At 37.3% G+C, this 24,431-nt stretch carries 24 protein-coding genes; 11 read left to right on the forward strand and 13 right to left on the reverse strand.

Features of this window, described 5'->3' with window-relative positions:
- Window positions 1–443 precede the first annotated feature (443 nt).
- From IGK77_RS07290 to IGK77_RS07320, 7 genes are all read left to right on the forward strand, one after another.
- Entirely contained in the window at window positions 444–1,010 is a 567-nt protein-coding gene (locus IGK77_RS07290; RefSeq protein WP_074798970.1) for a hypothetical protein, read from the forward strand.
- Between the two features lie 14 nt (window positions 1,011–1,024).
- Window positions 1,025–1,606: a hypothetical protein gene (locus IGK77_RS07295; protein ID WP_074798971.1), complete on the forward strand. Its 582-nt coding sequence runs from the start codon at window positions 1,025–1,027 to the stop codon at window positions 1,604–1,606.
- A gap of 142 nt (window positions 1,607–1,748) precedes the next feature.
- On the forward strand, window positions 1,749–2,372 hold the full coding sequence (locus IGK77_RS07300) for a hypothetical protein (protein ID WP_074798972.1): 624 nt from the start codon (window positions 1,749–1,751) through the stop codon (window positions 2,370–2,372).
- Window positions 2,373–2,626: 254 nt separating this feature from the next.
- A complete protein-coding gene (locus IGK77_RS07305; RefSeq protein WP_074798973.1) occupies window positions 2,627–3,184 on the forward strand; it encodes a hypothetical protein in 558 nt (185 codons plus the stop codon).
- 20 nt (window positions 3,185–3,204) lie between these two features.
- Entirely contained in the window at window positions 3,205–3,783 is a 579-nt protein-coding gene (locus tag IGK77_RS07310) for a hypothetical protein (RefSeq protein ID WP_074798974.1), read from the forward strand.
- 54 nt (window positions 3,784–3,837) lie between these two features.
- Entirely contained in the window at window positions 3,838–4,392 is a 555-nt protein-coding gene (locus tag IGK77_RS07315; protein ID WP_074798975.1) for a hypothetical protein, read from the forward strand.
- 18 nt (window positions 4,393–4,410) lie between these two features.
- Window positions 4,411–4,857: a hypothetical protein gene (locus IGK77_RS07320; RefSeq protein WP_438713124.1), complete on the forward strand. Its 447-nt coding sequence runs from the start codon at window positions 4,411–4,413 to the stop codon at window positions 4,855–4,857.
- 301 nt (window positions 4,858–5,158) lie between these two features.
- On the opposite strand, the gene IGK77_RS07325 is transcribed toward IGK77_RS07320, so the two are convergent.
- Both IGK77_RS07325 and IGK77_RS07330 read right to left on the reverse strand, forming a co-directional pair.
- Window positions 5,159–5,776: a hypothetical protein gene (locus IGK77_RS07325; RefSeq protein ID WP_074798977.1), complete on the reverse strand. Its 618-nt coding sequence runs from the start codon at window positions 5,774–5,776 to the stop codon at window positions 5,159–5,161.
- 125 nt (window positions 5,777–5,901) lie between these two features.
- The gene (locus IGK77_RS07330; protein WP_177187644.1) at window positions 5,902–7,782 is read right to left on the reverse strand and encodes an RNase A-like domain-containing protein; all 1,881 of its coding nucleotides are present in this window, start codon (window positions 7,780–7,782) and stop codon (window positions 5,902–5,904) included.
- Window positions 7,783–8,200: 418 nt separating this feature from the next.
- On the opposite strand from IGK77_RS07330, the gene IGK77_RS07335 reads away from it, so the two are divergent.
- Window positions 8,201–10,372, forward strand: a complete 2,172-nt coding sequence (locus tag IGK77_RS07335; protein WP_438713125.1) for a DNA topoisomerase 3 — start codon at window positions 8,201–8,203, stop codon at window positions 10,370–10,372.
- Between the two features lie 76 nt (window positions 10,373–10,448).
- A complete protein-coding gene (locus IGK77_RS07340) occupies window positions 10,449–10,763 on the forward strand; it encodes a hypothetical protein (protein WP_108146511.1) in 315 nt (104 codons plus the stop codon).
- A gap of 37 nt (window positions 10,764–10,800) precedes the next feature.
- Here IGK77_RS07340 and IGK77_RS07345 read toward each other — a convergent pair whose 3' ends face one another.
- Window positions 10,801–11,289, reverse strand: a complete 489-nt coding sequence (locus tag IGK77_RS07345) for a GNAT family N-acetyltransferase (RefSeq protein ID WP_074798981.1) — start codon at window positions 11,287–11,289, stop codon at window positions 10,801–10,803.
- A gap of 261 nt (window positions 11,290–11,550) precedes the next feature.
- Between IGK77_RS07345 and IGK77_RS07350 the strand changes: the two genes are divergently transcribed.
- Together IGK77_RS07350 and IGK77_RS07355 are read left to right on the forward strand one after the other, a co-directional pair.
- Window positions 11,551–14,127, forward strand: coding sequence for a cation-translocating P-type ATPase (locus tag IGK77_RS07350; RefSeq protein ID WP_438713126.1), 2,577 nt, complete (start codon window positions 11,551–11,553; stop codon window positions 14,125–14,127).
- A gap of 742 nt (window positions 14,128–14,869) precedes the next feature.
- A complete protein-coding gene (locus IGK77_RS07355) occupies window positions 14,870–15,043 on the forward strand; it encodes a hypothetical protein (RefSeq protein WP_010735481.1) in 174 nt (57 codons plus the stop codon).
- Between the two features lie 75 nt (window positions 15,044–15,118).
- Here IGK77_RS07355 and IGK77_RS07360 read toward each other — a convergent pair whose 3' ends face one another.
- The 10 genes from IGK77_RS07360 to IGK77_RS07405 form a co-directional block, all read right to left on the reverse strand.
- Entirely contained in the window at window positions 15,119–15,358 is a 240-nt protein-coding gene (locus tag IGK77_RS07360; protein WP_272018593.1) for a hypothetical protein, read from the reverse strand.
- 115 nt (window positions 15,359–15,473) lie between these two features.
- Window positions 15,474–16,418 carry an L-lactate dehydrogenase gene (locus IGK77_RS07365; protein WP_074798984.1) on the reverse strand — a complete coding sequence of 315 codons (945 nt, stop codon included), beginning with the start codon at window positions 16,416–16,418 and terminating at the stop codon, window positions 15,474–15,476.
- 114 nt (window positions 16,419–16,532) lie between these two features.
- Window positions 16,533–17,057, reverse strand: a complete 525-nt coding sequence (locus IGK77_RS07370; RefSeq protein WP_074798985.1) for a hypothetical protein — start codon at window positions 17,055–17,057, stop codon at window positions 16,533–16,535.
- A complete protein-coding gene (locus tag IGK77_RS07375) occupies window positions 17,054–17,398 on the reverse strand; it encodes a hypothetical protein (protein ID WP_074798986.1) in 345 nt (114 codons plus the stop codon). Before IGK77_RS07375 ends, IGK77_RS07370 begins: the two co-directional genes overlap by 4 nt.
- A 31-nt stretch (window positions 17,399–17,429) precedes the next feature.
- Complete coding sequence (locus IGK77_RS07380; protein WP_074798987.1) at window positions 17,430–17,621, reverse strand: hypothetical protein; 192 nt, start codon at window positions 17,619–17,621, stop codon at window positions 17,430–17,432.
- A 158-nt stretch (window positions 17,622–17,779) separates the two neighbouring features.
- Window positions 17,780–18,073, reverse strand: coding sequence for an rRNA processing protein (locus tag IGK77_RS07385; protein WP_071867036.1), 294 nt, complete (start codon window positions 18,071–18,073; stop codon window positions 17,780–17,782).
- An 84-nt stretch (window positions 18,074–18,157) separates the two neighbouring features.
- Window positions 18,158–20,206 carry a beta-galactosidase gene (locus IGK77_RS07390; protein ID WP_074798988.1) on the reverse strand — a complete coding sequence of 683 codons (2,049 nt, stop codon included), beginning with the start codon at window positions 20,204–20,206 and terminating at the stop codon, window positions 18,158–18,160.
- Between the two features lies 1 nt (window position 20,207).
- The gene (locus IGK77_RS07395) at window positions 20,208–22,448 is read right to left on the reverse strand and encodes an alpha-galactosidase (protein WP_074798989.1); all 2,241 of its coding nucleotides are present in this window, start codon (window positions 22,446–22,448) and stop codon (window positions 20,208–20,210) included.
- A 92-nt stretch (window positions 22,449–22,540) separates the two neighbouring features.
- The gene (locus IGK77_RS07400; protein WP_074798990.1) at window positions 22,541–22,978 is read right to left on the reverse strand and encodes a DUF3284 domain-containing protein; all 438 of its coding nucleotides are present in this window, start codon (window positions 22,976–22,978) and stop codon (window positions 22,541–22,543) included.
- Window positions 22,979–22,990: 12 nt separating this feature from the next.
- Entirely contained in the window at window positions 22,991–24,325 is a 1,335-nt protein-coding gene (locus IGK77_RS07405; protein WP_074798991.1) for a PTS sugar transporter subunit IIC, read from the reverse strand.
- Window positions 24,326–24,431: the final 106 nt, after the last annotated feature.

The following is a 24,431-nucleotide window of genomic DNA, read 5'->3' on the forward strand; positions in this document are numbered from 1 at the left end:
CTTAATTGCTATATAGTGTTTCTTTTTCCAATAACTCCATTTTGTCCTCCGCAAAAAAATCCACTTATTATTCAGATTGAATTTCTTAACAATTTTACATTTTTTTTGAGCTTATTTTTTTACTTTTTTTTTCTTAAAAAAATAAATTTTTATTTCGCAGATATGACTTTATAAAAAAACGAGATAAATAAATCGGGAAAACTTGTCGATTTCTTTATCATGCGATAATATAAACTTATAAAGATGGTTATTCTACTTAAATATATTTATATAAAATAACTATTTAAAAAAACTTTTAGGTTTTCTGTTTAATTTTTTAGAGGTTCGGAGGATGATTATGAAATTTAAGTATACGTTTGGTGATCCAAAGATAAATAGGTCTTTTTGTAAAGTATACGAATTATACTTATTGAGTACATACAACATTTCTAAAGGAGACAAGGATGAAATTTTTAGAAAAGGAGACTAACCGATTTGTACTGACCATGGTTGAAAAAAACATTTGGATGAAAGATTTAGCGATCAACTATGCGTTTTTTCAAGAAAAGAATAATCAAGGATACGAAAGTCACAAAAAAGCAGCTTTGGCATTTGTTACGTTCCTCAATCAAAGAAGAGGACATGATCAAATTGAGTATACGAATAAACTTGAATTTCCAGTCAATATATTCGCAACCTATTCCATAAACCTCAATTTAATGGAAGCAACAAGAATTCCAGTCGATACTTTTTTTTCTACACATAGCGACTTAGAAGGTCATTATATTTCAGATTATGCCTACGCTTTTTTTAAAATTCCTTTTTTTTATAGAGGAAGTAAGAAAGATTTCATTGAACTGAACAATTACTTGTTTTCCGAGAAGGAAACATTAGTCATTTATCAATGGAACAACACGTGGTCAGATTATTTCGCTTATGGAAAACATTCCGGAAAAGGAGCGTACCTTTGGACGATTTATGATCCAACAAGAAAAAGATTTACGGTATGTGGGGCATCAATATTGAGTTGAATGAGGAGGACAGAATGAAGTTATTAAAAGAAGATACGTATCATTTAAAAAAAAAACTCTATTTAAAAAAATTTCCAATCAATGGACTTTTACTCGATTATGTATTTTTTGAAGAAACAGGTTATCGTGGATACTCCAGTCATCGCAAAGCCGCTCTTGAATTTATCAAAGTAATAAATGAAAAAAGAAATATTCCAGGTCTTCTATATACAGATTTACATTATTTTGATCACTTACCCATACGATGTAGCCCAATTAAGTTGAGTTATGCCGTAAATCCAGAGTTAATGTATGGAAAACAGATGAAGACAGATGTTTTCTTTTCTGTTGAAAAAACAGCTTCTGGAAGCTATTTAAATTGGTATGCACAAACATTTCTTTTCCCACCACATTCATATAGTGGGAACGAAGAAGATTTTATTTCCTTGAATAAATTATTATTCCCTAAGAAAAGTGCGTTGATCATTTATGCTTGGAATAACAATTGGTCGAATTACTTTTCTCCTGGGAGAGAATGGATGGATGCCTTTCTTTGGACGATTTACGATACTGCATCGAATAAACTGACTGTCATAGGATCTTCTATGACAGATTGAGTTTAATTAAGATTTTTAAATTTTTATCCTACTTAGTAGGCAAATCCAGTCACAATCATTGTTGATTAACATTTTCAAGAAAAACAATAACTATGACGAAATAGGTATCATGTAATACATAAAACTTCGAGGAGGAAAAGACATGGAATTATTGGTAAAAGAAACATTAGCATTAGAAGAAAAAAGGGATATACTTTTTCCGTATTACGTCGGGTATACGTTCTTTAGGGAAAGTGATTACCAAGGAAAGGTCACCCATAAAGAGGCAATTTTGGCTTATTTAAATTATACAAGTCGCTTAATAAGAACAAATCTTTGGTCATCAAAAAAACGCAAAGAAACTGGAAAATCTGTTACCCGTGAAATGTATGTAGCGAAATTTCGTGAACTAAATTCTGATTCAATTACATACACAGAAATTGATCCTACTACGTTAAACTTAGATGGCTATCCAATTGAAGTCAACGAAGAGATGATGGAAGGTACTGAACTTACTGCGGAAGAATTGTTTATGGATGGTGGGGTATATGAGGAAGCTTTTTTTAATGAATTTCATGGTACAAAGTTATCTAAGAAAGAATTTAATCTGGTAAATGAACGTTTCTTTCCTTTAAAATATAAATTGATCATCTATTCATGGAATTCAGAGTTTACAAATTATTTCAATTATGCGCGTGTGGGCTGGGGCGCCTATCTTTGGAGTGTTTATGATCCTAGAACCCAAATCTTTACGATCATCGAGATTTTTTTAGCAGAACAGGGGTAAGAGGATAACAAACCTATAAGTAGGTTAAACAATTGAATCATTAATAATGAAAATATAAAAAAAGAAAGTACTTTTTCCTTTAGTAAAAATAAATAATTGGGTAATAAAAACATAGGGAAACCGAAAACTGATCATTATGAAATGTATGCAGAGAAATTTCATTCATCGGATTTTGACTCAATTTTCAGTGCTTGGTGCTTTATTGACTACATAATAGAAAAGAAAACATCACATAAAAGAAAGGAAAGATCAATTTGAAATTATTAGATGAAGAGACGTATCGATTCCCTTTGACTATGATGGAGAATAATATCCCAATGAAAAATATCCCGATTCTTTTTCTATTCTTTCATGAGAAAGATTACGAGGAAGATAGCAGTCATCAACAAGCAGCAATTCAGCTTGTTAAGTTTGCGAACCAGAAAAAAAGATATCCTATGATTACTTGGAATAAGCAGGAACATTTAGATAACCGAATACAAGAATATACAATAAATCCTACGCTCATGACCGCTCGACGTTTAAGTCACGAGGTTTTTTTCTCAATTTCTCGGAAACCTAAACAACCGTTTCTTTCAAATTATGCTTATGCATTCTTCCAGATGTCTTCAAACTATCTCGGAAAAGTAGACCATTTTATTCAAATGAACGATATTCTTTTTCCATATAAAGAGCAACTGATTATTTATGAGTGGAATAATACTTGGTCAGATTATTTTCATTATGGCAGACAGCATAGAGGGGCTTTTATATGGACGATCTATGATCCTAAAAGAAATAAGTTTACGGTGATCAATGCAAGCATTTTATGAGATTAGGAGAAAAATATAATATGGAGTTTTTACTACAGGAAACAGAAGTATTGAGCCAAAAATTAGAGGTGATAGCATTATTTACAAGACGTTTAAATTTAGACTTTGTCTACTTTAAAGAGAAGGATTATCGAAATGTGGAGAGTCATCAACAAGCAGCGATTGAATTTATAAAGGTGATGAATGAAAAAAGTCTAGGGTACTCATGTGTTCATTCAACAGAATTACATTGTTTTGATGATTTACCTATTTTTATTAAGGCATTGGCTTATCCCTATGCAGTGAACCCAGAGTTGATGTATGCGAAATCAGTATTGCCCCCTGCCTTTTTCTCTACTAAATGTGAGAATGGTAAATATGAATCTTCCTATGCTTATTCCATACTCTCACAGATATATAAACCTCAGCGAGAAGAGATTTTTTTAAAAGCCAATGAGTATATATTTCCTGTACAAGAGAACCTAATAATCTACCAATGGAACAATGATTGGTCAAACTATTTTTCAATAGGTAGAGAGGAATATGGTGCGTATTTATGGACGATCTATGAGAGGGAAACTGAAAAATTTACAGTGATAGGTGCTTCGATGAGGTACTGAATACTACGTGAAAAATACTATCGAGTACATACAACATTTCTAGTGGAGGGAAAGATGAAATTTTTGGAAAAGGAAACAGATCGATTTGTACTGACTATGGTTGAAAAAAATATCTGTATGAAAGAACTCGTACTTACTTACGGCTTCTTCCATAAAGAAAATTACAAAGGAGAAGAAAGTCACAAAGAAGCAGCACTTGCCTTTGTGACAGCAATCAATCAAAAGAGAGGACATACAAAAATTGAGTATACGGATAGAGTAAATTTCCCTGTCAATCTGAGAAAAACTTATTCCATCAATCAACTACTGATGCAAGGGTTTATAATCGAAGGGAATGTTTTCTTTTCTACAGACTATGATTCGGACAAGAAATATACTTCCGATTATGCCACTGCTTTCTTTAAATTATCTTCATCTTATAAAGGAGAGGAGAAAGATTTTATTCAATTGAACAATCATATCTTTGGAAATAGAGCCAAACTGATTATTTATCAATGGAACAATACTTGGTCAGATTATTTTTCTTACATAAAGAAGATGAGTGGAGCTGCTTACTTATGGACAGTTTACGATGAAGAAAGTAAGAAGTTCACAGTTTTAGGAACTTGAGAAAGAAGGAGGTCGATCATGAGATTATTGAGAAAAGAAACATTCGAGTTTAAACAAAATGCCCACAAGAGAAACATTCCAGTGCAGGGTCTTTTGATAGATTATGTTTTTTTTGAAGAGACCGAGTATAAAGGACGCTCTAGTCATCGAAAAGTAGCACTTGAATTTATTAGAGTGATGAATGAAAAAAGGGATATTCTGGGAATTTACTATACTGAATTACTTTATTTTGACTGTTTACCTAGATATGGCAACCAACTCCAGTATAGATATGCAGTGAATCCAGCTTTAATGTATGGAAAACTCTCAACGATCGAGGAGTTAATATCAATAGACAACAAAAGTGCAGGTGGTTATCAATCTATGTATACCTTTCTTTTTCTTCATCCTCCATACAGTTATGGTGGTAAAAAAACCACTTTATACAACTTAATGATTGGTTGTTTCCTAACAAAAAAACGCTAACGGTGTATGAATGGAACAGCGAATGGTCAAATTACTTTTCTTTTGGAAGAGAATTATATGGTGGATTTTTATGGACGATTTATGACAAAGCGCAAAATAAATTTACTGTGATCGGAATTTCAATAGCTGATTGAATGAAATAATCGAATAAAATAATATGCCAATGAGAGTCATTTATAAACTTTCATTGGCATATGTACATAAATGAAGAGATAAACATTTTTTGGATTTTTGACTATTATATTCTTTTTTACTAATTCAAACTCATGCTTATTTATTTAAATGCAGGTTGCCCTTATTACTAAGGTTCCAAAAGTATACTGATAACTGTAAAACGGTGCCTTTTTTCATCATAAATACTCCATAAATAGGCACCGAAACAATCACGTGCACGATTATAATGATTGGAAAAGGATGTATCCCACTCGTACACTTTTAATTGGGCCCTTTCAGGAAAGAATTGTTGATTGAGAGCTAAAAATTGCTCTTTAGTCACTTTGATTGTTTGAGTTTCAGGGAAAAAAGTTTTTTCATAGATTCCTCTATTTTTAAATAGAATATCGGGATTGACTTCTTCTGCCTTCATCATTTTTTTATTGACATAAATTGGGGCTGTTTCCCAACTTAAGTAATCGGGATCTCGCTTGATATAGATGAGTGGGTTGGCTTTTATTGAGTAGAAATATTCGTTGAATTGTTCTCTGCTTATAGGATACCCAGTTTTTGCTCTGAGGTCTGATGCCCAGTAATTACATTGTACAATTCGATTTAAAAATTCTAGATATCCTAATACGGCTTGCTGGTGACTGTTAATTCCTAGGTAATTATTTTCATAAAAAAAACCATAATTAACATGATTTGGAATACTTTTTTTATCAATTCTCCAACAGGTCAGCGTTTCTTTTTCTAGTAGTTCCATCTATTTTCCTCCTTTATGTCACTCAATTTCTTAAACCTCCAGTGTTTGAGAAATCGGAAGGTTAAATTAGAAAAAGATGAATCTTTAAATCCACCTTTTTCTGATTATTTTCTAACGAACTTCTATCAACTAGGTGTCCACCCTTCAATCGTTCTTTCTAAATCAGGAAATGCAGTAACAATAAAATATTTTCTATTTTTTCGAACTGCTTGTTTGGTCTTTCGGATCATGACCTTTGCATAAGGGATGTGTTCATGCCGATCAAATTGATTAGGTATTGTGGTTTTTGATAAACCAATACCGAGAGATTGCCCTAAAGACAATATACCATAGGATCGATAAGAAATCGTATTGCTGTTTTCTGGGAAATTGCAATAACCTAAGTCGAATCCTTTATCTCCGGCTAATAAATTTTCATGTTTTGCTGTCCAAACGGCATAGTTGATTATTAATAAAGCTTGGAGAGCATTATGAAAACTTGAAGTATATTCTAAAGTGGGAGTTGCTTCCATCCTTGTAAATAGGGTGTCCCAATTTTGAATAACATGATCTGTAATCGTATGACCTTTGCCGCCATGAGCAAAGTACTCATCATAGATTAAGTCGATGGGAGTATACCAGGCATCTTCGTTATCATCATATTTACGTAGTTCAGCTACCAAAGTATTGTAACTGGCAATGGTCCAGTCCCCTAATGCTGAAGCAATTAAAGTTTCATTTGTGCCTTCATTGATTATACTTCCTGTTTCTGGATCAAATGTCCCTCGCCTACCGTCAATCGTAAGAGCATTATCATAAGGTATTGACTCTTCACTATAAGAAAACTCAATCGCTCCAACTAAATGCGCTGGAACGGCTTGTTGCGTTTGAGCATAGATGAAGTTTCCAGCACGATCCAATACGACTGCCGCACCGTATAGTGTCGCGATCATTCCAGAAGGGTCAAAGTCTAATCCATTGTTGTTTGGAGCTAAGGCGTCGCTTAAACTTTGGCTGATTTGGCTGGTTCGTTCATCATATGCGACAGCCATTTCTTGGGCAGTTTCAATAGCTAAGGCTTTAGAAGGTTCATTGACGACCCCAAATTCAAATGGTGTGGTTGCTTGGACGTAGTCGAGCAATTGTTCTTTTGTTGTGATCTCTGTTAAGAGCGTAGAGATGCTCGTATCAAGCTTGACTTGATAGTTAAAAGGTTCTGGGAAATCATAGCCGTAGTAAGAAGAACCGGTGATGTTCAAGATGGCATCATCTGCACCACGAACGGATTCGCCATACTGGATGCTTTCTAAAACGAAAAACTCATTCTGGGAGAGAGAATCGGCTAGTGACGTGTTACGTCCCACCACCGCTGCTTGTTCCCGTAGTGTCCAAGGGATGGTGTAGTTGATGTAGCGACGATAAAGTTCAACACGGTCACTGACGCTGAAAGTAAAGATTCCGTGGTCGCTCTCGCCAGTCAAGTACTCACGCATCAACGCATTGCTTGTTACATCTTGTGCGTAGCGGTTTTGTAAGGCTGCGGAGAAATTGTAGGTATTTGTTGTCGAATCGATTCCAGACATTGCAAAAGCGTTCAGTTCATTTTGAGTGGAGGCACTGCTACCGATCGATTCAAATAAGCCACTGTTTGTTTTCGCTAAATCAGCTGTTGCGACGCCTAAAGAGGCACCGAGCTGATAAAAACCGACCCCTAGACCAATTCCTAGCAGAGCGGGAGCAAGAACAGCAGAGGCGGCGGTCGACAGTAAGCCAGCGCTAAGTGTACTACCTGATAAACCAGATGCATAAGCAGACATGCTGATTCCATTAAAAACGTTTAAGGCAACTGCTGCATTTTGTGGTTCTGCGGACGAAGGAATCGCTGAGGTGGTATCGATCGGAACGATGGTTTCGTCAGGTTGGGTGATTTCGCTAGCAATCGCTTCTTGGGCGTGGACATCAAGTGGCAAAGTGGCAAAAGGTGCGAGCAACAGACCAACAAGTAATAGGCGATAAAATTTTTTCATTTTTTACTCCTTTTTATCAAATGGCTTAAGTGACTACCAACAGTTCAACTACCAAAAACCTCCTTATTTGTGTCGTAGGTTGCTTAATTATATTTTCCAAAATATAACAACAAACTTCAAGTTTATTTAAAATTATAATTATAAAAAAACTCATTTTTTTATATAGTTATTTTCTTTGTAAATACTAATTATATGTTAAGCCTTGCTGTTCTTTTATCAATGTTTATACCCTTATTTAAAAATAACAGTATGATAATAATAAAAAGATAAATGTTCTTCTTTAGGTGATTATAGTTATTTTTTTGTAACGCTTTTTTCCATTCAACAAAAACATCTTCAATTTTTTCGCTATTCTTTTTGAAAGCCATTTGGTAAACTGTTAAAGAATTCTTATTTTATCAAGAAGAGGAGGGAAAACATGAAAACAGTGATACTTGCTGAAAAGCCTTCTCAAGCAAAAGCGTATGCGGAAACGTTCAAAAAAAGGAAAAAGCAGGAAGGTTATTTTGAAGTCAGCGATCCACTATTCACAGGTGAAGTAACGATCACTTACGGGTTTGGTCATTTAGTGGAAATGGTTCCTCCTGGAGAGTATGAAGAACGCTGGGCTAAGTGGTCATTGCCCAACTTGCCGATATTTCCAGATCAGTTTAAATATACGGTCCCTCCAGAGAAGCGGGCCCAATTTGCGATCGTTAAACGACAATTACAAGCAGCTGATACGATCATTATCGCAACAGATAGTGACCGTGAAGGTGAAGCGATTGCTTGGTCGATCATTCAGCAAGCTAACGCATTTACGAAGCAAAAACAGTACTTTCGCTTATGGATCAATTCATTAGAAAAAGAAGCGATATATCAAGGGTTCAAACAACTGAAACCTGCGGAACAATTTTATCCAAAATACAAAGAAGCACAAGCACGTCAACATGCGGATTGGCTGATCGGGATGAATGGCAGTCCACTGTATAGTTTGCTGCTGCAACAAAAAGGAATCTCTGGGAGCTTCTCCTTAGGGCGTGTGCAAACACCAACGCTTTATATGATCTACCAGTTACAAGAAGAAATCAGGAAGTTTAAAAAAGAGCCTTATTTCGAAGGAGAAGCGCAGATCAAAAGTCAACATGGGCAGTTTGTCGGTAAAATCGAGCCGAAACAAACCTTTAAGACTGCGAACGAATTAGTTGCTGCGATTGAGGGAAAAGGTGCGCATTTAGGGAAACAACAAGGAACGATCTTACAAGTAACAAAAAAAGAAAAACAACAAAGTAGTCCACGTTTGTTTTCTTTGTCTAATTTGCAATCGAAAATGAATCAACTGATGAAAGTCAGTGCGAAAGCCACACTTGATGCAGTTCAAGGTTTGTACGAAAGTAAGTTTTTGAGTTATCCTCGAACAGATTCTTTTTACATTACAGAAAGCGAACACCAGTATCTTGTCCAAAATCTTGATCGCTATAAAGCGTTTTTAGGGATCACAGAGGTAGCGACACCAGAAACATTTCCTAAAAAACGATATGTGGATGCAAAAAAAGTCCAAGAGCATCATGCGATCATTCCAACCAAAACGATACCGACGAAGGAACGTTTTGCGAAGCTTTCCCGACTGGAGCAAGCGATCTATTTGCAGGTGATGCGTACGACTTTAGCAATGTTTGCAGAAAATTATCGCTATGAAGAAACCGTGATCCTTACAGGAGTGGAACGATTGCGTTTAAAAAGTGTCGGGAAACGTCCAATTGCAGAAGGCTGGCAACAAATTTTGACCGTAAAAAGCAAGAAAAAATCAGATGGTCAGCTTTTGCCTAAAGTTAGTGAACAAGAGGTAGTGACTGTTGATCTGAGAAGCCTTGAGAAAGAGACTCAACCGCCTAAGCCCTACAATGAGGGAACGCTGATCACTGCGATGAAAACCGCAGGAAAGACCTTAGACGATGAAGAAGCGCAAGAGATTCTGAAAGAAGTGGAAGGGATCGGAACGGAAGCTACCCGCGCGAGCATTATTGAAAACTTGAAACAAAGGCACTATATCGAAGTCAATAAAAATGATATTCAAGTGACTGCTAAAGGCATCACTTTGTGTAAAGCAGTAGCAGGAGAATCTTTACTGACAAGCGCTGAGATGACGGCACGGTGGGAAAGCTATTTGAAAAAAATCGGTGAACGGCAAGGAACGCCGGAAGTCTTTTTAGAAAATATCAAAAAATTTATTCTGCATTTATTAGAAGTCGTCCCAGAACAAGTAAAAACAGTCGACTTGTCTGAAGAGCAAAGCGGATTGATGCAAATCGAAGCAATGGAGAAGAAGAATGACCAAGTCGGGCGTTGTCCGAAATGTAAAAAAGGCATTGTGATGTTGTATCCAAAAATCGCGACATGTACGAACAAGGAATGTGATTTTAAATTATGGCCTACGATTGCTAAGAAGAAATTGACTAAAACGAATATCAGAGAGTTGCTATCAAAGGGAAAGACTAGTAAAGTGGTCAAAGGTTTCACGGGGAAAAAAGGAAAGTTTGATGCTGTCCTAATTTTGAAAGAAGATTTAACGATCGGCTTTTCATTTCCTTGGATGGAAAAACAAGAGTAGGTATATATATTCCGAAAAGTTAAAATACCTAAACCAAAAAATACTAAAGGAATCATTGTTAGAGGAGTACTTGTACGTGAAAAAAATCAATTCGCTTTTGAATTATGTGATGGGGTTGTTAACGGTGGTTGCGCTATATCAAGCGGTCATCGCATATCCAGAATATGGAACCAAATTATTAGCTATTACAAAACATCCGACTGGCTACTCACCGACGGTCATTTTGACAACTTTGACCGCAGCAGCCAAGAGTGGCACATACTTGTTGCATACAACGAGTAGTCTACTGAAAAGAAAGAAACAACGGAAACAGTTGCTTTTCGTATTAGCTGCGGCGGGTGTTGTTTATTTCTTACCGGTGATTACGCAGTTTATTCAACAGTTCATATAAATAGATAAAAAAAGACGACGATAAGAGAAAAATTTCCTTATTCGCCGTCTTTTTTCAATTCTTTGATATACCAAGCGTCCATCGTCGAGTGTTCAGAACCTGCTAGTGGATCAGCTATCAAGTGAAAGCCGAACTTTTCATACAGTTTACAAGCAGGCTTTAATGAACGCATCGTTTCTAAATAGCATTGACGGTAATGTTGAGTGGCATAAGACAATGCTGTTTCCATCAATTGGTTGGCAATTCCTAAACCTTTTGCTTCTGGGGCTAAGTACAATTTTTGTAGTTCACATATCTGGTTTTGCGCGTCAAAAGGGGCAATACCGATTCCACCAACTACTTTATTTTCTAGTTCCACCACCCAATAAGCAGCACAAGGGAGAGTATGGTAATAGTCTGTTAAATGGTCTAATTGTGGGTCGAAATAGGCAGTTCCTTCAATCGCTAAATCAAGTGATTCTAGGGAAGTTTGAATAATTTCTTTGATGATTGGATCATCTTGTGGTTTGATTTCTCGGATCAGCATCGGATAAGGCTCCTTTTCTATCGTGTTTATTTATCGTAATACAAATGAACGGAAGGGTCAATTTACTTTGTACTCAGAGGGACATTCTTTTATCAACTTCTCCCTTGACCCATTGCTTGAACTGTGAAATAATAACTTCATAAAAAATTTATGACTTAAGAGCGTTCGCCGGAACGATCTTGTAGGAGTCAGACAAACGAACCGTAGGCTTTAATGGTTCGTTTGCCTGGCTCCTTTTTGTTTTGGGAGGGAATAGGCAGAATGAAAATAGAAAACTTACAGACAGATAGACAAAAAGGATTAATAGAAAACTTACAGACAGATAGACAAAAAGGATTAACGGAACAAGAAGCAAACGATCGATTAGAATACTACGGTGTAAACTCGATTGACACTCAGTCAACTAAATCTTTTATTGTTTATTTCAAAGAAGCAATGAAAGATATCACGATTTTGATTTTACTTGTTGCCACAGGACTATCTACGGTTATTGCTTATCAAACACATCCGGACGATTTTACAGAACCAATTGTCATCTTTTCAATTGTCCTATTAAATCTTTATTTATCGATACGGCAACAAAAAAGTGCGGAAAAATCAATGGATCAACTGAAAAAAATGAGTACGCCATCTAGCTGTGTCTTGAGAGAAAGTTCCGTTAAAGAAATCAACAGCTCTGAGATCGTTCCTGGTGATATTGTACAACTTAAATTGGGTGATCGTGTCCCTGCTGACGCGAAAGTAATTACAAGTACTAATTTCTTTGTTGACGAATCATTTTTGACTGGAGAAAGTGAACCGAGTGAAAAAGACGCTTCTTATCAACCTACTGATAATGAAGGATTGAGTGATCGTAAAGATCTAGTATTTTCTGGTGCATTAGTCGTGACAGGTAAAGCGACAGTCTTAGTTGAAAAAACTGGCAATGCTACAGAAATCGGAAAAATCTCTCATTTGATCACGAATGAAGGAACGCATGTCGCACCACTGCAAATCAAAATGCAAAGACTGGGTAAAGTGCTAGGGCTAGTCGCAATCACTGCTGGTTTCTTGGCAATTGTAATTGGTTTAGTAAAAGGTTTGAGCCTAGAATCAAGTATCATGACTGCAATTTCAATGGCAGTTGCAGCAATACCAGAAGTATTACCTGTTGTCGTAACCATTTCTCTAGCTGTAGGTATGGGGAATATGGCAGTTAAGAAAACCATTGTTCGGACACCATCAACGGTTGAAACAGTAGGTGGCGTTTCTGTGATTTGCTCAGATAAAACCGGTACGATCACTGAAAACAAAATGTCTGTGAAAAAAATCGCTCCATTAATAGAAATACCTACTCTTTTAGACTTCACTAAAGACAAGGAAAAAAATCTACTTTTGCTGTTTTATCTTGCGAGTGCGTTTTCTGAGAACGAAGGAGGGAGCAACCCCACGGAGTTAGCGATTCAAAAAGCTGTAAATAATCGCTTTTCAGAGAAGGAATTACAGGAACATCTTTCAGATTTGGAAAAAATCAAAGAATTGCCCTTTGATTCAAAAAGAAAACGTATGACTGTGGTCTATCGTATTGGAAAAGAATATCTATCAGTCACAAAAGGAGCATTCGATCGACTACACTTGGTGAATCTAAGCGAAGATTATCAAGCAGAACATGATCAACTTGCTGATCAAGCGTACCGTGTATTAGGGGTAGCTTACAAGGTATTCCAACAATCAATCGAAGAACTATCAGAGGAAGAATTAGAGGAGGAGCTGACATTTGCCGGCTTTATCGGCATCATCGATCCAGCGAGAAAAGAAGCAGCAAAAGCGGTGGAAGTAGCCAAAAAAGCAGGAATTAAAACCGTTATGATCACTGGCGATCATTTATTAACAGCTTCACGTATTGCTAAAGAAGTAGGGATAATGGGAGAAGGAGACCGGGCAATGACAGGGGCAGAACTGAAAAGAATGAGTGATAAACAGTTAGCCGAAACGATCGATAGGTATCGAGTGTTTGCTCGAACGTCAACTGAGGACAAGATACGAATCGTTAAAGCTTTTCAACAAAATGACGAAATCGTCGCCATGACGGGGGACGGAGTGAACGACGCTCCGGCATTAAAAGCAGCGGACGTCGGCATTGCTATGGGGAGTGGAACGGAAGTGGCGAAGGAAGCTTCTGACATGGTTTTAGTAGATGATCATTTTGCAACGATCGTCCAAGCGGTAGAAGAGGGGCGAAGAGTGTATCAAAATATCCGTAAATCTCTATATGCCATGTTAGGTTGTAATATTTCAGCTTTAACGATCGTATTGATTTCTTTGATCTTAGGTTGGGGGGCGCCAGTCACAGCGATCCAATTATTGATCATCAAAGTAGTCGCAGATGGCATCCCTGGTTTTAGTTTAAGTGTCGAACCTGCAGAGGGAAAAAATATGGAAAAACAACCGATCCATAAATACGACAGTATTTTTTCACAAGGATTGACCTTTAAGATCCTTGAAATCTCTGTTGTGTTTACCGTCGTCACATTATTGGCTATAGTTATTGGTCGTACACAATCAGTAGCGATTGCTGAAACAATGACATTTATTGTCCTAGGGTTATCCACGATCAGCCATATGTATAATTGTCGCAGTGAAGTATCTATTTTACGATTAAAATTTTTTGGCAATCCATTGTTAGTCTTAACTACAGCAATTGGTGCATTGATTATTGTCTTATTAGTGACAATCCCTCTGACACAACATACCTTTGGATTTGTTACGATTGGACTTTCCAACTGGCTATGGGTTCTTGGTTTATCTTTTATTCCAGTAGCCTATATCGAAGTGAAAAAATGGACACATCTGTTTTAAAGAATTAACTGAATGATTTTCTCTTAGTTAAGTTTAATTTTGTTCGTCTGTAGTTTATTTTTCCCGAAGCTACGGACGAACTTTTCTTAAAATGACTTAAAAAAGCGCAAATGATAAAAATAAATACAGATAACAAAAAAACTAGAGAATTATGGGAATTTATGACTAGTATAAGAGGTTAGAACGAGGAATTATAAAGGTAATCATTTTTCATTTATTCTAGTTTACATAATATATATTATACAAAGTAGATTCAAATGAAGTATGAACCGTTATCAACCTGAATTAATCCGAATTTTACCACAAAACCGATTTTTGACCCTTCTGCAAAATTTTAAAATTATTTTGCACTTGATTTATTTTCTCTGACTAGTTATTCATTACTCATTTACTAGAAACCAATGATTTTAAATCTATGTTCCTGCAATCTACAAAAAATTAGATTGACGTTCTGTCATCAGATTTAAGTTGGACTCAAGAATTTTTTATGACTTCGTCAATTTATGTATTTATCATCAACTAATCTATATCAGCCATTCTAATAATATGTTTTGCTAATTCCATATGTTTATTCATGAATCGTATCTTAACGATCAATTTAACGATCTTTTTCTATTATTATTACTTTAAATAACTTAGCTATTTAAGTTCCTTATTTTCCTAGAAAATCACTTTTTTGGTTCTCTTAGGCCAAGTTTAATGTGATATGTTATCTATAGAATAATAACTGAGGTGATAAAAAATGAAAATTGTCAAACTAGAGAAAGAAAAAATCAAACAGTACATATTAAATGAAGCCAATGAACAAGATATGATTGAAATGATCGAGCTGATGCGTGCAAAGAAAGCGATTTTAGACTTAGAAAAAATCGCAATGGAGAAGAAGAAAATCGTTGATAAATTCAACAAATTGTAAGAGTCTAAGCTCTATAGACTCTTTTTTCTCTATCTACGACTGCCCTCTTCTCCATTCAAATGTTCCTATAATTCACTAAAAACGGATCACAGAAATATGATAAAAAATAATCCCGATAAATACGCCAAATAGAATATGTAAAACAACCGCAAGAAATAACGGAACGACCTTGGCTCCTTTTTTATCCCAGCTGTACGTTGCTTTCTTATTCTTCCATAGTAAAGATACAAGCAACAAACTGAGAATCATAAACCATAATAATAGTGCAATACCAACCAAAGGCATTATTTTTTCATTAACAATAGCTATACCCATAAATTCTCCTTTCTTTTCTATATACTCTTCTATCATCAAAAAAAACGGGAATAATCGGAAATGATAGTTTGCTATTTCCCGATTTTCCCGTTTTTTGTTTATTTCATTGCTGATGTTAGCGTACAGTATCAAGTACGGCTTTTAATTCACTGACTGATTGATGGAACATTGATTTTTCTTGAGGTGTGATCGATAGGTCAATGATTTCTCTTACCCCATTTTCATCAACGATCGATGGCACACCAGTAAAGATATCTTCTTCACCATACTCGCCATTTAAGTAAGCTGAAACTGGTAGTACAGCTTGTTCATTATTTAGAATGGCTTTGACGATTCGAGTCGTACTCATACCGATACCGTAATAAGTTGCTTTTTTACGGTCAATGATTTCATAAGCTGCATTTTTTACTTTGTCAGCAAGTACTGTTAAATCATTTTCTTCTAAACGATGATCTTTCTCAACATATTCCATGATTGGTTTACCACCGACTGTAGTATGTGACCAAGCAGCTACTTCTGAATCCCCATGCTCACCTAAGATATAACCATGTACGCTACGTGGATCAACTGCAAGTTTCAAAGCAATTTCTTTTCTGAAACGAGTTGTATCTAAAGTTGTTCCAGTTCCTACCACTCTTGAAGCTGGTAAGCCGGATTCTTGCCATGTTAAGTAAGTTAAAATATCGACTGGGTTTGAAGCAACAACGAAGATACCATCAAAACCTGAAGCCATGACTTCTTTAACGATTTGACGAGTGATCGCTGCATTTGTTTTCACTAGATCTAAGCGAGTTTGACCAGGTTTTTGGTTCACGCCAGCAGTTAAGATCACTAGATTTGCATCTTTACATTCTTCATACGTGCCAGACCATACGGAAACGTTCTTTTCGCCCCATGCCATTCCATCTAGTAAGTCTAAAGCTTCTCCTTCGGCTTTTTCTTGGTTGACATCGATTAAGACAAGTTCATTGGCAACACCTTGATTGATCATCGCATAAGCAATACTTGTACCGACAAATCCTGTACCTACGATTACAACTTTACGACTTGTTTTTTTCATGTCTAACACACCTTTCATCCGTTCTTTGTTATTTTCATGAAAATTATAAATCGGTTGCTATCATTTTTCAATAATATAGAAATTATATATACTATAATAATTTTTTATAGAAAATCAATAACGTCCATGATCGGATTGTGTTCTTCTCACTCTTGGTATTTCTTTACGAGAAGTGGACAAGCCATTAATTGATGGATTCTTTGTTTTTGCGGAAGTGCTCATTTGCGGTGAAAGGTTTGTAACTTTTGATTGTAAAGGCATAGGTTCAGGTTTTGTTGTTTGATAAGCTTGGTGTTCCTTAGGTAAGGAACTGGTACTGAATTGTCGTGAGATATGACTAAGATTAGGAACCCCTTCCAAACGAATAGGAGAAATTTTTAGTTGTAGATCTTCGACATAAATTCTTGAAGAAGGTTTTTTATAGAGTGGATCACCAAGTTTAGGGAACCAGTTTTTTCTTCTTTCACTGCGCTTGAGTTTGTTAGCTAACCGTTCCATTTCATTTTCACCAGTATACTTGGGATAGTTTGTAGCATGATAAGTCGAATAGATGGCTTCGTTGATTCGTTGGAATAGCATTTCCCGATATGTATTTGTATTGAATAATCGATGCAACTGATACAAAATAAAATCCCTCAATCTTCTTGCTCCTCATTCTGGTGCCATGGCTCAAAGACATCTCTTTGTCTACTTGCTCGGGCATTTTCTTTTTCTATATTGCTCTTCACTCTTTCTTCTTGGACTTTATAAGAAGCCGCAACTTCTTTTTTGAAGTGTCTGCGGTCTTTACGAGTCACCCTTTTTATATATTTGAATATTTGCCAAATAATCACGACAAGTAAGTAAACCGTGAAAAAGCCTGAAAAGCCAAACTGAATAATAAATGACATAAGAAAGGCAGCAAGCTTACCTGCTTGACTAGCTGATGGAAAATTTTCCTGTTGTTGCGCAATAAATGTTAAAACCCAGTACATTCCCATTTTTTCCCCCTACTCCTCTTTGCTCCAGTACTTACTTAGTCTTTTTATACCGACTTTTGGCAAGTGCTTGTTTAGATGGTTTCCCCATTTTTGGTTGTGCGACCATTTTTACAGAAATAAAAACACATAAAACAATAACAAAACTTGTGATACCAATGATCATAGATGTGTTATTGACAAAATATTTTGTGATTAATTGAATCATGTCTGTTTGACCAATCACTATTTTTCACCTCCTTTAGACATACAATAAGCAATCATAGTTTATAATGAAAGGATGATTTTAAAAAAACTTTTTTTTGCTTATTTTGAAAAAATAGAAAAGAACTTGCATCTGTAAGCCTTCAACATGGCTCACGCGGATACAAGTTCTTTTTTTACTTATTCTTTGTGTTTCGTTTTAAAAGCGTCAAATTTTTCTTTCGCTTCTTCTACCACTTCTTCTAGTTCATCCTTCAAATGATGTTTTTTTGTTGGATGCTCGGACTCTTCTTCCACTGCGTTTGAACCAGACATCGCGACTTCTTTTTCTTCACCGGAGTTGGTTCCAGCTAACGCCTCTTCTTTATCTGTTGTTTCACCTGAATTAGTTCCAGCTAACGCAACTTCATCATCTGTTTTAGGCGCCATGGAACCTCTTAAACGTTTTTCTTTTTCTCCATCATAATTTGTCATGTTTCTCGTCCTCCTTGTTGCTCTGTCTCTATCCTACAACAAGAATAAAATAACTGTCAAAACATAAAGGCGGGAACATTCGTATTAATTTTCTTTCCTTAGAATTTTCACTTCGTAAGGTGCAAACGTTTGGATACCAGTAAGCGTTTGATTTGTTTCGATATCCAAGTGAGGATCAAGCAACTCAAGCTGTTGCCTCTCCTCAGAAAAATTCATTAGAAAGTAATAGCAGTGTGTCCCATCGGTTCGCGATTGAATCGAAATTTTTGGATTTGAACTCTTAACGATTCCTTGCTGCAACTGTAATTTTTCGATGATTGGCTGGTAAAACACTTCTAGAAAATCGAGATCGGTACGAGCTGCTAAGTAATAGGCAGTTCCCTCGCCTAATTGATTTTCAACTAGAGCTGGCGTTTCAGCATAAAAATCTTGTTTGTAAGTAGCTCTCACCTTTCCTGTCGTTTCGTTGACGATGCCACAATAGTCTTTTGTTTGATATGTTTGTTCCTTATAAAGGATTTGATTGTGTTCTCCTGGATAAAGCGTGTCAAGCTCTTTTGGCAAGACACCAAAAAGTGTTTGCAAAACTTGTGGCCATTCTCCAAGATGTAACCGATCATGTTCATTGACCATTCCGGTAAAATAGCTACCAATCAAGGTGCCACCTTTTGTCACATATTCTGAGAGTTTAACCATCGTTTCTTCACGCATCAAATAGAGCATTGGTGCAACGACTAAGGCATAATTAGAGAAGTCTTGATTTGGCGTCAAAATATCAACAGCTATATCTCTTTCCCAAAAGAATCGGTAATGTTCTTGTAGTGTTTGGATATAACGACGAGTTGGACGACCAAAACCACCGCCTCTTTTTAATGCCCAATTGCTTTCCCAGTCAAATAAAATAGCGACTTTTGCCTCTGTTTGTGTACCTTTGATCGAAGACAAAGTGTCTAATCGTTTTCCGTAAGCCGCTACTTCTTGGAAGACTCGATTGTTTTCTGAATTGTCATGTTCGACCACCGCCCCGTGGAATTTTTCGGAATTGCCTAGTGATTGCCGCCATTGAAAATAGAGTGTGCTATCTGACCCATGTGCCAGTTGTTGCATCCCACTTAGCAGGTGCATTCCTGGCTTCTTCGCCTTGTTGAATGCGTGCCAATTCACGTAACTAGGCGTCGATTCCATCACGAGAAATGGTTGTTTCTTCAATGAACGATATTGATCGTGGACGTAAGCTGATTTCATGGCGGTCACATGTAAAGGTTCGTACGGGTTATGCCAGTCGGGGTAGCTATCCCAACTGACGATATCAACAACTTCTGCAAATCGAGAATAATCAAGTCCTTCCAGGGGAATAAAGTCATGCTGGTCCTGGCCTTCTGCCATAAAATTAGTCGTTACTGGAATAGCTGGTGTGATTTCTCTAATCGGTTCGATTTCATGTAAAAAGAAATCGATCGTCCGATCTGTCACAAATCGTTTCCAGTCTAGATCCATGCCATGCACTTTATGTTCTCCAAGAGGTGAAGGCGGCACAACTTGGGACCAACTGGAATAATCATTACTCCAAAATGTCATCCACCAAGCGTCATTCACTGCTTCTAAGGTTTGATATTTCGTTTTGACCCACTCACGCCATTTGGCTGCACAAAGTGGACAGTAGCATTCTCCGGAGTATTCATTACTGATATGCCACAGCAATAATGCCGGATGGTCACCATATCGTTCAGCTAAACGGCGATTGATTTGCTGGACTTTTTCCCGATAAACAGTTGATGTGTAACAATGGTTATGGCGAAAACCATGATGATGCTTTTGTCCTTTTGCATTCGTTCGATTCACTTCTGGATATTTTTCACTCAACCATTGAGGGCGTCCACCACTTGGTGTGGCTAAAATCACACGTCCTTGACGTTTGTGCATCTCTTCAAATACTTTATCTAACCACTCAAAGTGATAAACCCCTTCTTCTGGTTCTAATGTACTCCATGAAAAGATCCCTACAGTTACGGTATTGACATGTGCTTTATCCATCAACTCAAAATCTTTTTTCAAGATTTCAGGGTGATTCAACCATTGTTCCGGATTATAATCCCCACCATGGAGTAAATGTGTGTCATTATAAGTCTTCACTTCATTTCCTCCTTTCTACAAGATGATAGATGAATGATTGACAGTCTCCTGCAAGTTGGTAAGTGGTATGATTCACTCCATTGAACAAACGTGGTTTTTTCAGACCGACATTCATCAGGAAATTACCGTTAATCGTTTCTTTTTGATTGATTTGATAATAACTATCCTTATTCAGGCATTCTGGAAGTGGTAAATATGCCTTTGCGGCTGGATTGGCACGTGCCGATTTTTGATAATAACCAATGATTGCCTCTGACTGATCGTGACTAAAAACACCCCAGCAAATTTCATTATCAGCAGGATGGTTTGGCAAAATCTGGAGAAATTCCCCATGAGTCAGCAAATGACGATGGGCTTTGTAAAAAGTGATCCGGTCACTGATCTGTTGTATTTCATCTTCTGTCAAAGCCAATAGGTCTAATTCGTAGCCTAAAGGGCCAAACATCGCCACATCTTGGCGGAATGCTAAGGAAGTGTCACGTAACACTTGGTGGTTCGGAGAAGCAGAGACATGATTACTAAAGCTAGAAAGGGGATATCCTGCTAATGTTCCGCTAAGAATACTTAATCGTTCCAACCCATCACTAGTATCACTAGGCCAGATTTGCGGACTATAAAATAATATACCTAAATCATATCTCCCTCCACCACCAGCACAACCTTCGATCAAAAGATCAGGATAGCTGGTCAATAATTTGCCATAAAGCGTGTAGACGCCTTGGACATAGCGATGGAAGAACTCCTGTTGATGAATCCCCTGTTTTTCTAAATAGGCGGAATAGGCTTCAGTAATATTTCGGTTCATATCCCACTTGATATAAGTTAAATTTGTTTCTTCAATGATCTTTGCCATTTGCTCATAGATCTCTTCAACAACGGCCGGATTCGCAAAATCAAGGACATATTGCCCACGTCCCACCGAGATACGTGAATAGGGATGTCTCACTACCCAATCAGGATGTTTTTCCAATAACTGACTATCAGGAGAGATCATTTCAGGTTCGAACCACATGCCGAATTGAAGGCCCATATTTCTGAGCTTTGTTGCAAAGGCAGCCAGTCCGTGTGGGAATTTTTGCTTATCAGGCGTCCAGTCACCTAACGAGGACCGATCGTTGTTTCGTTTGCCAAACCAGCCATCGTCTAAGACAAAACATTCCATTCCTAATTTTTTTCCAATGGTCGCAAGCGACAAGAGTTTTTCTTCGGTAAAATCAAAATACGTTGCTTCCCAGTTATTGAACACGATTGGTCTTGGCGTGTTTTGCCATTGACGATCAATCAAATAGTTTTCGATAAAATGCGTAAATTGTTTGGCAAGACCATTCGTACCTGCAGCGCTATACATCAAGACTGCTTCTGGTGTCGTAAAGCTTTCCTTAGGCGTTAATGTCCAAGTAAATTGTGTCGGATGGATACCGATCATCACTCGCGTTTTATCCCATTCATCCACTTCTGCTTGAGCGAGAAAATTGCCGGAATAAACGAGATTCATCCCATAGACCTCTCCTTGATCAAGCGTTGAATTTTGATGTTCCAGCCGGATAAAGGGATTATGCTGATGGCTACTTGCACCTTTTAGTGACCCAATCGCTACGACTCCTTGTTCAAGCGGCCGCTTCTTTTCATGTCGTTCTTTTAACCAAGCACCTGAAAAATGAGTGAAATCATACGCTTTGGTAGAAAGATTCAAGACGCCTGAAAGCATGCGATGGATCTGTAAATCTGCCTCAGATTGATTGATCAGCGTCTGACTTTGAACGATGGCGGTGGAATCGCAAAATAATGTGTAATGAAGTATCAGCTCTAACTGACGTTCCTGATCCACTAATCGCAAAGAGAGTGTTTCCGTTTCTTCCTCTTTCCCATAGGCAGCCGGACACTTTAAGTTTCGTTTCTTGCCTTTTTTAGTCGTTGCTTCGACAAAGCGAAAATCGGTGTAGTAAGGCGTCTGGTTACTTGAAAGTTCGATCGCTCCTTCTTTGAAATCAGAAGAACCATACACAGGATATGCTTGTGGATGATCGGTCAAGGTAAAGTTAGGGTCATCTTCAAAAAACTTGACTGTTCCAGCAGATTTATTTTGATCTGTGACCAAGTAGTCGATTTCTTCGACAGATAAACCATGTAAAGATTTTCCGTAATAAATTTGCTCGATCTGTCCATTTTTCATGACATGGAGAATAAAGCTAACTTGCGAATTATTCATGTGAAATATGCGATTGTTTAATTGTTCAATCATGGAAGGCAACACCTCTTAATTTTTAGTTAGTAAAACAAACAAGGAATGAAGAGAGCGACGTTTTGTTCCTCCATTCCTTGTTTGTGGAGAAATCAGAGCTTTTGTATCAAATAATTGACTCTTTTAGCTAACTGCCGATTGTAAAAGAATTTATAAAATGGCAAGACAAAAAGCAAACTCAGCTGCGTTTTGGCATCAATCAGTTCATTTCTTTCAGAATAATGCAACGTGAACTCCTGCTCATCTTGACGTTTCAGTTGGTAGGTTTGAATGATTTTTCCACCGGAGTAATCAGTAGTCATTTCAAGTAGTTCATCTTTGACTAAACGTTGGATTGTCATCGTGCTTTCGACAGTCGCTTGCCCGAGTTTTGTTCGAAGCGCAGTCGTGACGGCTGCTCCTTCTGTCAGCTCGGTAATCGAAGAGTCCTTGCTGTGGAAATAGTTTAATTGTTCTTCAAGTAGTACTTGGTAAAAATGTGCGGGGTGTGTCGGTATTTTCTTTCGGTAGTTCAAGGTATCGATCCGCATACGGTTCACTCCCTACTGTTCTTCTATGGTGATTTTTCCATCCATCAGTTGGTTTTCTTTTTCTTGTTTCACTTGTTGGCGTTCTTCCTTCAAATATTCACGGTCCATCGCAACTAAGAAAGGCACCCAAATCAGTGTCATTACAACTACTGTTACGATTTGTAAAAGTGCGCCGGTGATCGAACCAGTTCCTAACCAACCTGACAGTAAAATCGGCGTCGTCCAGACCACCGTTGCCCCGATTGGACGAGGAACTAAGCCAAAGTAAATCGCAAAGTATGAAATCGTAGTAGAAGCTAGTGGCGCTAAAATCCAAGGAATGAATGCCACTGGGTTCAACACGACGGGCAGGCCAAAAGTCATTGGTTCTGATACATTAAAAATCGCTGGCGCAATGATCGTTTTCATCGTCTTCTTCATACGAATTGAGCGAGCGATAAAGAATGCCATTGTGATCGAAATACCAAGTTGCATTCCTTGATTGACGAACACGCCCATAAAGGTCGTGTTGATGATATGTGGCAACTGTTCTGCGCCATTTTTATAGGCTTCAAAGTTTTCAATTGCTAAAGCACCCATGATTGGATCAATCACTGCATTGACGACTAACGTGCCGTGGATACCGAACCACCAGAAAAGTTGCGTAAAGAAAACAGCGTTCAATACAGCGGGTAAAGTTCCACCAAGTCCCATCAAAGGTTGTTGCAACATCTGATAAACGAAATCGACCGCATTGCCCCATGTGGTAAAAGTAAATAAATAGCGGATGATGTTGAATAAAAACAAAGGAGCGGCTCCAGGAATGATGGCCACGAAAGATTCAGCAATCATCGGCGGTACAGATTCTGGCATCTTGATCGTAAACCCTGAGCGACTGATCCGACTATAGATTTCTGTAGCGACGATCGCTGTCAAAATACCCACGAACATCCCTTCAGCACCTAGTTTCGATAAAGGAATAAACGTTCCCATTGTTTCATCGCTCCCAAACGGTAACAGCATGATGAAACAAGAAAGTGAAATGGCACCAGCAAAGATTTGTGGTTGTTTGTAGTGCCCTGCCAATTGATAACCGATCCCAAATACAATAAAAAGTGCTGAAATACTCATTGTCGCATTGCCTACCGGACCAAAAAACTCATTTAAAAAGGTATTGAATGTTTCCGGTAGAAAAGTAGCGAAGCCAAACGTTGTTGGCAAATTTTGGATAATGATCATGATGGAAGCAAACATTGTTGCAGGAAAAGCCATCATAAAACCATCTCGGAGACTGAGTAGATATTTATTATTTGCGATCAGCGTTGCAGCGGGCACCATTTTTTCAGCTAATTTATCGACAAATTTCATGTGTGATAACTCCTTTTATTTAATATGTGCAAACGTTTACTTGGTGAGTATAATTGTTTACTTAATGTTTACACAAGTGAGAAAACAAAAAAAGTTCGAGAAAGAG

Source organism: Enterococcus sp. DIV0806c, from assembly GCF_051710905.1.
Lineage (GTDB): Bacteria > Bacillota > Bacilli > Lactobacillales > Enterococcaceae > Enterococcus_B > Enterococcus_B mundtii.

Excerpts from the sequence above, each read along its gene's own strand:
- IGK77_RS07290 (WP_074798970.1), top strand. The coding sequence starts at position 444 with ATGAAATTTTTAGAAAAGGAGACTAACCGATTTGTACTGACCATGGTT.
- IGK77_RS07295 (WP_074798971.1), top strand. The coding sequence starts at position 1,025 with ATGAAGTTATTAAAAGAAGATACGTATCATTTAAAAAAAAAACTCTAT.
- IGK77_RS07300 (WP_074798972.1), top strand. The coding sequence starts at position 1,749 with ATGGAATTATTGGTAAAAGAAACATTAGCATTAGAAGAAAAAAGGGAT.
- IGK77_RS07310 (WP_074798974.1), top strand. The coding sequence starts at position 3,205 with ATGGAGTTTTTACTACAGGAAACAGAAGTATTGAGCCAAAAATTAGAG.
- IGK77_RS07315 (WP_074798975.1), top strand. The coding sequence starts at position 3,838 with ATGAAATTTTTGGAAAAGGAAACAGATCGATTTGTACTGACTATGGTT.
- IGK77_RS07320 (WP_438713124.1), top strand. The coding sequence starts at position 4,411 with ATGAGATTATTGAGAAAAGAAACATTCGAGTTTAAACAAAATGCCCAC.
- IGK77_RS07325 (WP_074798977.1), bottom strand. The coding sequence starts at position 5,776 with ATGGAACTACTAGAAAAAGAAACGCTGACCTGTTGGAGAATTGATAAA.
- IGK77_RS07330 (WP_177187644.1), bottom strand. The coding sequence starts at position 7,782 with ATGAAAAAATTTTATCGCCTATTACTTGTTGGTCTGTTGCTCGCACCT.
- IGK77_RS07335 (WP_438713125.1), top strand. The coding sequence starts at position 8,201 with ATGAAAACAGTGATACTTGCTGAAAAGCCTTCTCAAGCAAAAGCGTAT.
- IGK77_RS07345 (WP_074798981.1), bottom strand. The coding sequence starts at position 11,289 with ATGCTGATCCGAGAAATCAAACCACAAGATGATCCAATCATCAAAGAA.
- IGK77_RS07350 (WP_438713126.1), top strand. The coding sequence starts at position 11,551 with ATGAAAATAGAAAACTTACAGACAGATAGACAAAAAGGATTAATAGAA.
- IGK77_RS07355 (WP_010735481.1), top strand. The coding sequence starts at position 14,870 with ATGAAAATTGTCAAACTAGAGAAAGAAAAAATCAAACAGTACATATTA.
- IGK77_RS07360 (WP_272018593.1), bottom strand. The coding sequence starts at position 15,358 with ATGGGTATAGCTATTGTTAATGAAAAAATAATGCCTTTGGTTGGTATT.
- IGK77_RS07365 (WP_074798984.1), bottom strand. The coding sequence starts at position 16,418 with ATGAAAAAAACAAGTCGTAAAGTTGTAATCGTAGGTACAGGATTTGTC.
- IGK77_RS07375 (WP_074798986.1), bottom strand. The coding sequence starts at position 17,398 with ATGGGAATGTACTGGGTTTTAACATTTATTGCGCAACAACAGGAAAAT.
- IGK77_RS07385 (WP_071867036.1), bottom strand. The coding sequence starts at position 18,073 with ATGACAAATTATGATGGAGAAAAAGAAAAACGTTTAAGAGGTTCCATG.
- IGK77_RS07395 (WP_074798989.1), bottom strand. The coding sequence starts at position 22,448 with ATGATTGAACAATTAAACAATCGCATATTTCACATGAATAATTCGCAA.
- IGK77_RS07400 (WP_074798990.1), bottom strand. The coding sequence starts at position 22,978 with ATGCGGATCGATACCTTGAACTACCGAAAGAAAATACCGACACACCCC.
- IGK77_RS07405 (WP_074798991.1), bottom strand. The coding sequence starts at position 24,325 with ATGAAATTTGTCGATAAATTAGCTGAAAAAATGGTGCCCGCTGCAACG.